The organism is Tropicimonas aquimaris, assembly GCF_042676185.1.
GTDB classification, from domain to species: domain Bacteria; phylum Pseudomonadota; class Alphaproteobacteria; order Rhodobacterales; family Rhodobacteraceae; genus Tropicimonas; species Tropicimonas aquimaris.
Map to the genome: position 1 here is coordinate 220,496 of NZ_JBHTJT010000007.1, position 12,492 is coordinate 232,987.

Consider the following 12,492-nt stretch of genomic DNA (forward strand, 5'->3'; position numbering starts at 1 on the left):
ACCGGCGGAGACAACCGCTCGGCCAGTAAAAGCGAAATGTAAGGAAAACCGACTGAATGTCCGCTAATGCATCCATGGAGGAATTCGAAGCCCTCCTTCAAGAAAGCTTCGAGATCGACACGCCGGCCGAGGGCAGCGTTGTCAAAGGCCGCGTGATCGCGGTCGAGGCCGGTCAGGCCATCATCGACGTCGGCTACAAGATGGAAGGCCGCGTCGACCTCAAGGAATTCGCAAACCCCGGCGAAGCGCCCGAGATCGCTGTTGGCGACGAGGTCGAGGTGTTCCTCGACCGCGTCGAGAATGCCCGTGGCGAAGCCGTAATCAGCCGTGACAAGGCCCGCCGCGAGGAAGCCTGGGACCGTCTGGAGAAGGCCTACGCCGACGAAGCCCGCGTCGAGGGCGCGATCTTCGGCCGCGTCAAGGGTGGCTTCACCGTCGATCTCGGCGGCGCCGTGGCCTTCCTGCCCGGCTCGCAGGTCGATGTGCGCCCCGTGCGCGATGCCGGCCCGCTCATGGGTCTCAAGCAGCCGTTCCAGATCCTCAAGATGGACCGTCGCCGTGGCAACATCGTTGTCTCGCGTCGTGCGATTCTCGAAGAGTCCCGCGCCGAGCAGCGCGCCGAGGTGATCGGCAAGCTGACCGAAGGCGATGCGGTTGACGGCGTTGTCAAGAACATCACCGAGTACGGCGCATTCGTCGACCTCGGCGGCGTCGATGGCCTGCTGCACGTGACCGACATGGCCTGGCGCCGTGTGAACCACCCCTCGGAGATCCTGTCGATCGGCGAGACCATCAAGGTCCAGGTCATCAAGATCAACAAGGATACCCACCGCATCAGCCTCGGCATGAAGCAGCTGCAGGCCGATCCGTGGGATTCCGTCGAAGCCAAGTTCCCGCTCGAGTCGGTTCACACCGGCCGTGTCACGAACATCACCGACTACGGTGCGTTCGTCGAGCTGGAGCCGGGCGTCGAGGGCCTGGTGCACGTCTCCGAGATGTCCTGGACCAAGAAGAACGTCCACCCGGGCAAGATCGTCTCCACCTCCCAGGAAGTGGAAGTCATGGTGCTCGAGATCGACACCGCGAAGCGTCGCGTGTCGCTCGGCCTCAAGCAGACGATGCGCAACCCGTGGGATGTCTTCGCCGAGACCCACCCGGAAGGGACCGTGGTCGAGGGCGAGGTCAAGAACATCACCGAATTCGGTCTGTTCATCGGCCTCGAAGGCGAGATCGACGGCATGGTGCACCTCTCCGACCTCAGCTGGGACCAGCGCGGCGAAGAGGCTATCCAGCAGTATCGCAAGGGTGACGTGGTTCAGGCCGTGGTCACCGAGGTGGACGTCGAGAAGGAGCGCATCTCGCTCTCCATCAAGGCCCTAGGCGGCGACAAGTTCGCGGAAGCCGTTGGCGGCGTGAAGCGCGGCTCGGTCATCACCGTAACGGTCACCGCGATCGAGGACGGCGGCATCGAGGTGGAATACGAGGGCATGAAGTCCTTCATCCGCCGCTCCGATCTCAGCCGCGACCGTGGCGAACAGCGTCCCGAGCGCTTCCAGGTGGGCGACCACGTGGACGTGCGCGTGACCAACATCGACAGCAAGACCCGTCGTCTGGGCCTGTCGATCAAGGCGCGCGAGATCGCCGAAGAGCGCGAAGCGGTCGAGCAGTTCGGCTCCTCCGATTCGGGTGCGTCGCTGGGTGATATCCTCGGTGCCGCGCTCAAGGGCGACGACTGACGCCTTCGCGAGACCTTCGCAGAGACCAAAGAGCCCCCCGCGCCCGTCGCGGGGGGCTTTCCGTTTCTCGGGGCGGACCACATGCTCCAGAACGTCGTTCATGCGTGCGAATCGAGGCCATTTTCGTCCCCGGAACGATGCAAGCCGGGCCACTGAAGTTCCGGCGAACCGCCGGAGCACCGGGCGATCGCGAGATTTCTCGCCTGATTTCCTAGCTTTAGTCGGCAGATTCTGGCGCTCGACCCTGCCTTTTCCGTTCCGCGCTCCGAAAAATGCCCGTATAGTCCGGAGAAGCGGGACGGCTGGCGGGGCCGACGGCTTTTTGTCGAAAGAGGGGGAGAAACATGATCCGATCGGAACTCATACAGATCCTCGCGGAGGAGAACCCTCACCTCTATCAACGGGATGTCGAGCGTATCGTGAACACGGTCTTCGAGGAAATCATCGGTGCCATGGCGCAGGGCGACAGGGTCGAACTGCGCGGTTTCGGCGCCTTTTCCGTGAAGAAGAGGGATGCGAGGACGGGACGAAACCCGCGCACCGGCGAAGCGGTCGATGTGGACGAGAAGCACGTCCCCTTCTTCAAAACCGGGAAGCTGCTGCGCGACCGGTTGAATGGACTGGAGACCTGAGAGGTTCGACCCGCGATGCGTTACATCCGTTACCTGTTTGTTGCCCTGATCCTCGTCGCCCTCGTGATCGGCGCGATGGCCAATCGCCAGCTGGTCACGCTGACCGTGCTGCCGACCGGCCTTGCCGATCTGGCCGCCTGGAACTACTCGATCGATCTGCCGCTCTTCGTGGTGGTGCTCGGCGGCGTGGCCGTGGGGCTGCTGCTCGGCTACGTGCTGGAGTGGATCCGCGAGAGCAAGCACCGGGCGGAGGTCGCCAAGCGTCAGAAGCAGGTCAAGTCGCTCAACCGCGAAGTTTCGCGCCTGAAGGTCGAGACCAACCAGGGCAAGGACGAGGTCCTCGCCATCCTGGACGACGCCGCAACCCGCAAGGCCAGCTGATCGCGCCATGCCGTCCGACATCAGGGTCAAGATCTGTGGCCTGACACGGCCGCAGGACGTGCAGGCCGTCGCCAAGGCCGGGGCCGCCTATGCCGGCTTCGTGTTCTTCGCGAAATCCCCGCGCCATCTGGACATCGAGACGGCCCGCGCCTTGGCGCTCGAGGCGCCGGTGGGGCTGGCTAAGGTCGCGTTGACCGTCAATGCCAGTGACGCGGAACTGGACCCGATCGTAGAGACGGTGCCGCTCGACATGCTGCAGCTTCACGGAGCGGAAAGCCCCGAGCGGGTGGCCGAACTGCGCGCCCGCTACGGCTTGCCGGTGATGAAGGCGATTGGCGTCGCGACCGAGGCGGATCTGCCGGCGCTGGTGGACTACGGCCGGGTGGCGGATCAGCTTCTGGTCGATGCCAAGCCGCCAACGGGCGCGGAGCTGCCAGGCGGCAACGGGCTGGCCTTCGACTGGCGCTTGATCGCCGGCCGCCGCTGGCCGGTGCCCTGGATGCTCGCCGGCGGGCTGACGCCGGAGAACGTGTCCGAGGCGATCCGGTTGACCGGAGCGCGGCAGGTCGACGTGTCCTCCGGTGTGGAAAGCGCGCCCGGTGTCAAGGACGCGCCCAGGATCGGGGCCTTCATCGACGCGGCGCAGGCATGAACCTCATGTGGCGCGAGGCGCGGCGCGAGGACGTCCCGGCAATCGTCGCCATGCTGGCGGATGACGCGCTTGGACAGGGGCGGGAGAGCTGCGATCTGGCGCCCTATGTCGCGGCGTTCGAAGCGATGCAGGCCGAGAGCGGCAACCGGCTCATCGTGGGCGAACGCGCGGGGGAAGTGGTTGCGACCTACCAGCTGACCATTATCACCGGCCTGTCTCTCAAGGCGACGCGGCGTGCCCAGATCGAGAGCGTCCGGGTGGCGTCGCAGGCACGGGGCCAGGGGATCGGTGCGGAGATGTTCGCCGATGCGGAGCGCCGGGCGCGGGACGCAGGATGCGGATTGATGCAGCTCACCACGAACAGTGCCCGAACGCGGGCGCACGCGTTCTACGAGGGGCTCGGCTACGTCGCCTCGCATGTCGGTTTCAAGAAGAGCCTGGACTGAGGCGCGGCGGAATGTGTCGCGACGGACGATTTTTCGTACGAAAAATCGTGCCTCCGGCGGGGATATTTCCGGACAGAAGAAGCGGGGGTGGTTTTCGCCCCTTCGGTGCCGGTATAGGATCGCCAGGCTGTCCGGCAGGGCGGCGCGCAAGCAATGAGGATGGCGATGCCCGAGGATCTGATCAATTCGTTCATGAACGTGCCCGACGAGAAGGGGCGCTTCGGCAAGTTCGGCGGACGGTTCGTGTCGGAAACGTTGATGCCGCTGATCCTGGAGCTCGAGGCGCAATACGAGCACGCCAAGACCGACGAGAGCTTCTGGGCGGAGATGGACGACCTGTGGAAGCACTACGTAGGCCGGCCGTCGCCGCTCTACTTTGCCGATCGCCTGACCGCGCATCTGGGCGGCGCAAAGATCTACATGAAGCGGGACGAGCTCAACCACACCGGGGCGCACAAGATCAACAACGTGCTCGGCCAGCTGTTGCTGGCGCGGCGCATGGGCAAGACACGGATCATCGCGGAGACCGGCGCCGGCCAGCACGGCGTGGCCACCGCCACCGTCTGCGCCAAGTTCGGCCTGAAATGTGTGGTCTACATGGGCGCGACCGACGTGAAGCGGCAGGCACCGAACGTCTTCCGCATGCGGCTGCTGGGCGCCGAGGTCGTTCCGGTGACGAGCGGCCGGGGCACGCTGAAGGACGCGATGAACGACGCGCTGCGCGATTGGGTGACCAATGTGCGCGACACCTTCTACTGCATCGGCACGGTGGCCGGGCCGCACCCCTATCCGGCGATGGTGCGCGACTTCCAGTCGATCATCGGCAAGGAAGCCAAGGCGCAGATGCTGGAGCGCGAAGGGCGCCTGCCCGACACGATCATCGCCTGCATCGGCGGCGGCTCCAACGCGATGGGGCTGTTCCACCCGTTCCTCGACGACAAGGACGTGAAGATCATCGGCGTCGAGGCCGGCGGCAAGGGCGTGAACGAGAAGATGGAGCATTGCGCCTCGCTCACCGGCGGGCGGCCCGGCGTGCTGCATGGCAACCGGACCTACCTGCTGCAGGACGAGGACGGGCAGATCCTCGAGGGTCACTCGATCTCGGCCGGGCTCGACTATCCCGGGATCGGACCGGAGCATTCTTGGCTGCATGACACGGGCCGCGCGGAATATGTCTCGATCACCGATAACGAGGCGCTGGCCGCCTTCCAGCTCTGCTGCCAGCAGGAGGGGATCATCCCCGCGCTGGAGCCGTCCCACGCGCTGGCCCATGTGATGAAGATCGCCCCGGAGCTGCCGAAGGATCACATCATTTGCATGAACATGTGCGGGCGGGGCGACAAGGATATCTTCACGGTCGCGCGCGCCCTGGGCTTCGACATGAGTGATTCCGACTAGGCGGCATCCCGTCCACCGGGCCTGACGCGACCGCGCCGGGCCCGGGGCTCACTCTTCCGTTTCCGGCACCGCGTGTTCGTAGAGGATCTCCAGCGGAACGGTTTCGAGCGCGCGACGGTGGGTGGCGGCAAGGTTCACCCTCGGAGCGCAGCCCTCGTCGTGCGCCTGCAGGAATCTCCCCGCGCAGAGGCACCAGCGATCTCCGGGCTTCAGGCCGGGGAAGCGGAACTCGGGCCGCGGCGTGGAGAGGTCATTTCCGACGTATTTCGAATAGGCCAGGAACTCGGCCGTCATGATCGCACAGACCGTGTGGCTGCCGCGGTCCTCGGCGCAGCTGTTGCATGCCCCGTCGCGGAAGAAGCCGGTCAGCGGATCGGTCGAGCACGGCTGCAGGGCGCTGCCGAGGACGTTGATGGACGGATCTTTTTTCATGCGGGCCTCGCGACTGGCTCCTACTGCAGGATAGCCGGGTGTCCCGCCCTGTCGAGGGGCTTGCGGCGAAAGGTCCGCCGGCGGGGGCCTGTTTTAGCGAAACTTGTCCACAAGGCGCTGCAGGGGGCTGCGCGGTGCTTCTTCTGGCGTCTCTTCGGGTTCGGGCGCTAGCGCGTCTGCGGTATCGGGTTTGGTGGGGGAGGAACGGGGCGGGTTCACGCGCAGGGCGATGGCGTTGAGGAACTTCGCTGAATCATCGTCGGCCAACGCGGGCGCGCCGTCTCCGATGCCGCGCAGCAGGTCGTCGAGCCAGCCCGCCTCGGCCTTGGCGAAGTCGCGCAGCACGTAGCCCGCCACCGCGTCCTTATGGCCCGGATGGCCGATGCCTAGCCGCACACGCCGATACTCCGGCCCGATCGTGCCATGGATCGAGCGCAGCCCGTTGTGTCCGGCATGGCCGCCGCCCTGCTTGACCCGCACCTTGCCGGGGGCGAGGTCGAGTTCATCATGAAAGACGGTCACGTCGCCGGGCTCGAGCTTGAAGAAGCGCATCGCCTCGCCGACGGACTGGCCGGAACGGTTCATGAAGGTCTCGGGCTTGAGCAGCAGGACTCTGTCCGACCCCAGCCGGCCCTCCGAAAGCTGGCCCTGGAACTTGCTGCGCCAGGGCCCGAAACCGTGATCTTCGGCGATCCGGTCCACCGCCATGAATCCGATGTTGTGGCGGTTCTGGGCGTATTTCGCGCCCGGGTTGCCGAGTCCGACGAAGAGTTGCAAGGCGAGCGTCCTGTTGCGATCCGGTTGACGTTGCCCTTGTCATGCCGTGAACTGCCGCGGATTGCCAGCCCGTGGTCCCGGCGGCGACAGCAGGAGAGTGCCATGTACCTGACGATGAACCGGTTCAAGGTGAAGCCGGGCTGCGAGGAGGAGTTCGAGCAGGTCTGGAAGGGCCGCGAGAGCCAGTTGCCGGAGGTGCCCGGGTTCGTGGCCTTCCACCTGATGAAGGGGCCGGAGCGGGAGGGCTATCGGCTCTACGCCTCGCACACGATGTGGGAGAGCGAGCAGGCCTTTACCGACTGGACGAAGTCCGAAGCCTTCCGCAAGGCCCATGCCGGGGCAGGGGGAACGCGCGACATCTACTTCGGGCCGCCGGACCTGGAGATCTTCGAATCCGTTCAGGCGATCGGCGAGGGGCTCTAGGAAAAGAGCCCCCAGAGGATCGGCAGCAGCAGCGCGGTGGCCAGGGCGTTGAGCCCCATCGCGAGGCCGGAGAAAGCGCCGGCCGTCTCGTTGACCTGCAGCGCCCGGGCCGTGCCGATGCCATGGCTTGCCGTGCCCATCGCCAGCCCGCGGGCGCCCCAGTTGCGCACCCGCAGGAGCGTCAGCAACAACGGGCCAAACATGGCGCCGAAGATGCCGGTTACGATCACAAGCACGGCGGTCAGGGAGGGCAGGCCGCCGAGTTCTTCGGCGATGGCCATTGCGACCGGCGCGGTGACGGATTTCGGGGCGAGCGAGGCCAGCACTTCCGACGTGCCGCCGAGCGCCCAGGCGATGCCGATGGCCGAAGCGATGGCGGTGAGCGAGCCGCAGAGCAGGCTGACCGTGATCGCCAGCGCCGAGGCGCGGACCCGGTGCCACTGCCGGTAAAGCGGGACCGCGAGTGAAACCGTTGCCGGGCCAAGCAGGAAGTGCACGAATTGCGCGCCCTCGAAATAGGTCGCGTAGTCGGTTCCGGTGGTCTTGAGAACGACGACCACGAGGATCACCGCGCCGAGCACCGGGTTGAGCAGGGGATTGCGGCCGCCCTTGATAAAAACCCAGGACGCGGCCTGGAAGGCGACCAGAGTGAGCGTCAGGTGAAAGAGGGGAGAGGCGCTGAGATAGACCCAGGTTTCCTGGAGGTTAGTCATCGCTTGCCTCCGTCTCGTCGCTCCGCCCGAGCCACTGCATCAGCAGGCCGGTGACCGCGATCGTAAGCAGCGTGCTGACCACCAGTGCGGCGCCCAGTGGGGCGAGGGCCGTGCCGAGGAGTTCGAAATGCAGGATCACGCCGGCACCAGCGGGGACGAACAGGAGCGACATCGCGCCTTGCAGGCCACCGGCGACCTCGCCGAGGGGGGCCGGCACCCGGCCCCGCACCAGTAGAAACAGGAACAGCAGGACCATGCCCAGCACCGGCCCGGGGATCGGAAGGTCGAGCAGCCCGACACCGATTTCTCCAAGCAACTGGCACAGAAAGATCAGCGTCAGGTAATTGAGCATGTCGGAGCCTCGTCTGCGGTCAGGTCCATGGCCGGTGCGGCCGGCTTTAAAGGAAAGGGGCCCCGCTGGCGAATAGCCTGCGGAGCCCCGTTCCGTTCGATTGCCGTGGGATCGGCGACTGGCGCGATCCCGGTGGCGTCGATCATTCCTCGACGGCTTCCTCGGCGTCTTCTTCCTCGTCGCCGCCAGAGCGCAGGCCCGACGGGGCCGAGATCGAGGCGATGTTGAAGTCGCGGTCGATGGTCGGCTTGGCGCCTTCCGGCAGTTTCACCATCGAGATCGAGACGTGGTCGTTGATGTCGAGACCTTCGAGCGAGATCTCCACCTTCTCGGGGATGTCGCCGGCGGTCACCACCAGTTCGATCTCCGGACGCACCACGGTCAGCACGCCGCCGCGCTTGAGGCCGGGGCTCTTGGCTTCGTCGGTGAACTCGACGGGGATGAACAGGTTGACCTTCGAGGTGCGGCGCAGACGCATGAAGTCGACATGGGTCGGCAGGTCCTTCACCACGTCGCGCTGAACGCCGCGGCAGATCACGCGGACATCTTCCAGGCCCTCGACCTTCATGTTGAAGAGGGTCGACAGGAAGCGGCCTGCCTTAAGGTGCTGCCGCAGCTTGTTGAAGGGGATGTTGATGGCAACCGGCTCTTCGCCGCCGCCATAGATGATCCCGGGCACGAGGCCCTCACGACGAGCTTGACGAGCGGCCCCCTTGCCTGTCCCCGTACGTACCTCGGCGTGAAGATCGGGAATCTCACCAGCCATTGGTATTCTCCTGAGTTGCGGGCATCCTCCAAGGGTGTATGCCCAAGTGTGTCGAAGCGTGCCGTATAGGCGCGATTCGCCTTGATGGGAAGGGGGAATCGGCCCTCGCCCGGGGGCGGCGGCGTTTGCGGGCGCGCTGATCCTCGATCGCCCACCCGCTGGAAATGCCGACCTGCGAACCAGACGGCCGGATCAGGCCGTCCGTTTCCGCAGGGTGACGGTCGCGACCAGTTCCGGCACGATGATCAACGGCAGCGTCAGTGCGCCGATCATCAGCCAGTGTGCGAGCGACAGCGCCTCGGTGCGCAGCAACGTCTGCAGCGGCGGCCAGTAGATCGCCGCTAGTTGCAGGCCCACCATCGACACGATGGCGACGAGCAGGAGCGGGTTGGAGAACCAGCCGATCCGCCAGCAGGGATCGCGGAGCGACCGGAAGGCGAAGACGCTGCTCTTCTCGAACAGGACCATCGCTGTAAAGGCGGCGGTGCGGGCCAGCACCTCTCCCTGCGGCAGCATCGTGTAGAAGATCCACAGGCTAGCCCCGCCGGTATAGAGGCCGAACAGCACCAACAGGAGCAGCCCCGCCCGGTCGAGGATCGGCTCGCCCTTGTCGCGGGGCGGGCGCTTCATCTGGCCAGGCTCGGCCTTTTCCAGCCCGAGCGCGATGGCGGTGACGCCGTCGGTGATCAGGTTCATCCACAGGATCTGCGTTGCGAGGAAGATGAGCGGCCCGCCGATGAGCAGGTTGGCGAGGATCGCGATGACCTCGCCGGCGTTGGAGGCAAGCAGGTAGCGCACGAACTTTTTCACGTTGTCGAACTGGCGCCGTCCCTCGCGGATCGCCCGGACGATGGTGGCGAAATTGTCGTCGAGCAGCACCAGGTCCGAGGCGCCCTTGGCCACGTCGGTTCCGCGCTGGCCCATCGAGATGCCGATATCCGCCTGCTCCAGCGCCGGGGCGTCATTCACCCCGTCGCCTGTCATCGCCACGACCTGGTTGCGTGCCTGCAGGGTGCGAATGATCCGCATCTTGTTGGCGGGCGCGGTGCGGGCAAAGATCACCTCGCCCTGCAGCGCGGTGTCGAGCGCCTCGTCGCTCATCCTCTCGAGTTCCGCGCCGGTAATGGCGTGGCTGGCCGGCAGGTCCAGTTCGCGGGCGATGGCGGTGGCGGTCAGAGGGCTGTCGCCGGTGATCATGATCACCCGGATACCGGCCCGACGGGCACCGGCGATGGCGTCGCGCACTTCCGGGCGGGGCGGGTCGATCAGGCCCACGAGGCCGAGGAACGTCAGCTCCCGCTCCTCGGCATGGACAGCGCCCGGTTCGGTTCCGGCGCGGGCAAGCGCGATGACCCTCAGCCCTTCGGCTGCCATGGTCTCGTAGGCGTTGCGGATCAGGCGGCGGCTCGCCAGCCCCAGTGGTTGCAGCCCCTCCGCTGCGACGAGGCTCGTGCAGACCTCGAGCACCTGTTCCGGCGCGCCCTTCACATGCAGCACCCCGCCATGCGGCCCTTCGGCGATCACCGACATGCGCTTGCGCTCGCTGTCGAACGGGATTTCGCCGCGGATGGTGGCGGGGGCGGGAGGCGCGATCCAACCCTTCATCGCAAGCGTGACAAGCGCGCCCTCGGTTGGATCGCCGGTCATCTCCCAGCCGTCGCCGGTGTGGTCGACATGGGCGTGGTTGCAGGTGATCGCGGTTTCGAGAAGTGCGCCTAGTAGCGGATCGTCGTTGCCGCGGACCGGGCCGTCCTGGCTTTCGATGCGGCCTGCGGGGTCATAGCCCGTGCCGGTGACCTCGTAGCTGCCCGCCGGGGTCCAGACCCGGGTGGCTGTCATCTTGTTCTCGGTCAGGGTGCCGGTCTTGTCGGTGCAGATCACCGAGGCGGCGCCGAGCGTCTCCACCGCCTGGAGCCGCCGCGCCAGCGCCTTCTGCCGCACCATCGCGGAGGCCCCGAGCGCCAGCGTGATGGTCACCACGGCCGGCAGCCCCTCGGGCACCATCGCCACGGCCAGCGAGAGCCCCGTCAGGACCATCTCTATCGGCGCCCGCCCGGTCAGCACACCGACCACGGCGACGGCGGCGGCGATCCCGACCGCGGCCACGCCGAGCTGGCGCGCCAGCCGTCCGATACCGATCTGGAGCGTCGTCGGAAGTTGCTCCGCCTCGCCGGTCAGCCCGGCGATCCGACCGAACTCGGTGGCGCCGCCGATGGCCGTCACCAGCCCCTCGGCGCGGCCCGCGGCAACGGAGGTGCCCATGAAGGCGCGGGTGGCCGTGTCGTCCGCGGGTGCCGCGGCCTTTCGACCTGCGCGTTTCTCGATCGGTAAGGATTCGCCCGTAAGGACGCTCTCGTCGATCCTCAGGTTCAGTGCCGTGACGAGGCCAAGGTCGGCGGGGACGTTGTCGCCCGCGTCGAGCACAACGAGGTCGCCCGGCACCAGGGTCCGGGCCTCGACAGGCTGCTCGCGCCCGTCGCGCACCACGCGGGTCATCGGCGAGAGCATGGAGCGCAGCGCCTGGATCGCCGTCTCTGCGCGCCATTCCTGCACGAAGCCGAGCACGCCGTTCAGAGCCACCACCAGCCCGATCGCAATGGCGTCCACCGTCTCTCCGAGAAACAGCGCGACGCCGGCGGCGACGATCAGGATCAGCACGAGGACGGAGGTGAACTGGCGCGCGAGCACGGCCCAGGGCGAGGTCGGTTTCTGCTCGGGCAGGGTGTTCCAACCGTGTTCGGCGCGACGTCGCTCCACCTCGTCCGAGGTCAGCCCCGTCGGGCGGTCGGTGGCGTGCATGGCTTGACCCCCTCCTGCCGGTGCGCCCGACCGGCAAAGCACGGCCTGTTTACCGGCACATTGACCTCAATCAAGGACATTGTACTGACCCGGCGTCAGTTTCCGAGGTGTCTACGGACGAATCGCGCTTGGGGAGGGGCGGGATATGAACGAGGCTCCAGGGGTCGCAACCATGGCCAATGCAGACCGCATGGCCGAACTGCTTTCGGACTGGCAGAGGGCCGGTATGGGGGCGCTCGCCTGGATGAACCCGGTATGGGTTCGCAGCATGACGGAGATGGGCAACGAAATGATGCAGTTCAGCTCAGACCGGATTCGGGAGGGGATCCGGTTCCAGGGCGAGATCCTGCAATGCTGCGACCCGGTCGCATTTCGCGAGATCCAGGGGCGGTATCTGAAGACGGCCTTTGAACAGTACAGTGCCGAGACGGGCAAACTGGTTCGTATGAACCGGGCGGCGCTGGACGAGGTGACAGGTCGTTCGAGCGGCAGCTGATCGCTGCCTTCGGCGCGTGTGTCGGGGAGGGCCCGAAAGGGGCGGCACGCGCTTATCGCCGAAATGAACCGCACTCCTGGCCGCCGCCCTGCCTTCGATGGCGGGGCGGCGTTTCCCTTGCTCGGGACAAGTCTGAAGGCCGGTCTGCCGGTCCCGCCGCGGACTGGCCGGTTTTTCGCGATCTGTAGCGCTGACGAAGTCGCCACCCGATCGGGTGGCAATTTGCCCCATGGCGCGCGCCTTGCGGCACGTCGGGCGCTGGATCGTCGGAGGCGAGGTTTTCAAATTTGTAGGGTCTGCCAGTCACCTGGCTCATGTCTCGTGGAGGTGCCGGGCGTGTCCCCGGCGGCCCGACTCACTTCACGATCCGGCCGGTCGCCGCGCCCGACGCCATCGGGAGGCCGTTCAAGGGCCGTTTGGGGCGCCAGATCGGGGCTCGGGAGGCGTGGCACATTGCCGCCAGTGCGAGCGCTAACCCGGCCGGTTTCG

At 66.5% G+C, this 12,492-nt stretch carries 14 protein-coding genes; 8 read left to right on the plus strand and 6 right to left on the minus strand.

The features are described 5' to 3' along the window. Positions 1 to 56 precede the first annotated feature (56 nt). The 6 genes from rpsA to trpB all read left to right on the plus strand — a co-directional run bounded on the left by rpsA (position 57) and on the right by trpB (position 5,245). Positions 57 to 1,736, plus strand: a complete 1,680-nt coding sequence (gene rpsA, locus ACFQ2S_RS04830; RefSeq protein WP_386073164.1) for a 30S ribosomal protein S1 — start codon at positions 57 to 59, stop codon at positions 1,734 to 1,736. A gap of 344 nt (positions 1,737 to 2,080) precedes the next feature. Further along, a complete protein-coding gene (ihfB, locus tag ACFQ2S_RS04835; RefSeq protein WP_386073166.1) occupies positions 2,081 to 2,368 on the plus strand; it encodes an integration host factor subunit beta in 288 nt (95 codons plus the stop codon). Positions 2,369 to 2,383: 15 nt separating this feature from the next. Continuing rightward, on the plus strand, positions 2,384 to 2,749 hold the full coding sequence (locus ACFQ2S_RS04840; RefSeq protein ID WP_089230908.1) for a lipopolysaccharide assembly protein LapA domain-containing protein: 366 nt from the start codon (positions 2,384 to 2,386) through the stop codon (positions 2,747 to 2,749). Positions 2,750 to 2,756: 7 nt separating this feature from the next. Then, on the plus strand, positions 2,757 to 3,401 hold the full coding sequence (locus tag ACFQ2S_RS04845) for a phosphoribosylanthranilate isomerase (RefSeq protein WP_386073168.1): 645 nt from the start codon (positions 2,757 to 2,759) through the stop codon (positions 3,399 to 3,401). Continuing rightward, a complete protein-coding gene (locus tag ACFQ2S_RS04850) occupies positions 3,398 to 3,847 on the plus strand; it encodes a GNAT family N-acetyltransferase (protein WP_386073170.1) in 450 nt (149 codons plus the stop codon). The genes ACFQ2S_RS04845 and ACFQ2S_RS04850 overlap by 4 nt, the downstream gene beginning before the upstream one ends. 165 nt (positions 3,848 to 4,012) lie before the next feature. Continuing rightward, on the plus strand, positions 4,013 to 5,245 hold the full coding sequence (gene trpB, locus ACFQ2S_RS04855) for a tryptophan synthase subunit beta (RefSeq protein ID WP_386073172.1): 1,233 nt from the start codon (positions 4,013 to 4,015) through the stop codon (positions 5,243 to 5,245). A 48-nt stretch (positions 5,246 to 5,293) separates the two neighbouring features. Here trpB and ACFQ2S_RS04860 read toward each other — a convergent pair whose 3' ends face one another. Together ACFQ2S_RS04860 and pth are read right to left on the minus strand one after the other, a co-directional pair. Beyond that, positions 5,294 to 5,677, minus strand: coding sequence for a DUF2237 family protein (locus ACFQ2S_RS04860; RefSeq protein ID WP_089230912.1), 384 nt, complete (start codon positions 5,675 to 5,677; stop codon positions 5,294 to 5,296). 93 nt (positions 5,678 to 5,770) lie between these two features. After that, positions 5,771 to 6,454 carry an aminoacyl-tRNA hydrolase gene (pth, locus tag ACFQ2S_RS04865; RefSeq protein WP_386073174.1) on the minus strand — a complete coding sequence of 228 codons (684 nt, stop codon included), beginning with the start codon at positions 6,452 to 6,454 and terminating at the stop codon, positions 5,771 to 5,773. Between the two features lie 102 nt (positions 6,455 to 6,556). On the opposite strand from pth, the gene ACFQ2S_RS04870 reads away from it, so the two are divergent. Beyond that, the gene (locus ACFQ2S_RS04870) at positions 6,557 to 6,877 is read left to right on the plus strand and encodes an antibiotic biosynthesis monooxygenase family protein (RefSeq protein ID WP_386073176.1); all 321 of its coding nucleotides are present in this window, start codon (positions 6,557 to 6,559) and stop codon (positions 6,875 to 6,877) included. Here ACFQ2S_RS04870 and ACFQ2S_RS04875 read toward each other — a convergent pair. From ACFQ2S_RS04875 to ACFQ2S_RS04890, 4 genes are all read right to left on the minus strand, one after another. Beyond that, a complete protein-coding gene (locus tag ACFQ2S_RS04875) occupies positions 6,874 to 7,590 on the minus strand; it encodes an LrgB family protein (protein ID WP_386073178.1) in 717 nt (238 codons plus the stop codon). The genes ACFQ2S_RS04870 and ACFQ2S_RS04875 overlap by 4 nt on opposite strands. Further along, positions 7,583 to 7,942 (minus strand): CidA/LrgA family protein, encoded by a 360-nt coding sequence (locus tag ACFQ2S_RS04880; protein ID WP_386073180.1) that lies wholly within the window; start codon positions 7,940 to 7,942, stop codon positions 7,583 to 7,585. The genes ACFQ2S_RS04875 and ACFQ2S_RS04880 overlap by 8 nt, the downstream gene beginning before the upstream one ends. Before the next feature lie 142 nt (positions 7,943 to 8,084). Next, complete coding sequence (locus tag ACFQ2S_RS04885; RefSeq protein ID WP_386073182.1) at positions 8,085 to 8,708, minus strand: 50S ribosomal protein L25/general stress protein Ctc; 624 nt, start codon at positions 8,706 to 8,708, stop codon at positions 8,085 to 8,087. A gap of 192 nt (positions 8,709 to 8,900) precedes the next feature. Further along, positions 8,901 to 11,507 carry a cation-translocating P-type ATPase gene (locus ACFQ2S_RS04890; RefSeq protein ID WP_386073184.1) on the minus strand — a complete coding sequence of 869 codons (2,607 nt, stop codon included), beginning with the start codon at positions 11,505 to 11,507 and terminating at the stop codon, positions 8,901 to 8,903. 190 nt (positions 11,508 to 11,697) lie between these two features. Here ACFQ2S_RS04890 and ACFQ2S_RS04895 point away from each other — a divergent pair, with 190 nt between their 5' ends. Continuing rightward, positions 11,698 to 12,003 carry a phasin family protein gene (locus ACFQ2S_RS04895; RefSeq protein ID WP_176442740.1) on the plus strand — a complete coding sequence of 102 codons (306 nt, stop codon included), beginning with the start codon at positions 11,698 to 11,700 and terminating at the stop codon, positions 12,001 to 12,003. Positions 12,004 to 12,492 lie beyond the last annotated feature (489 nt).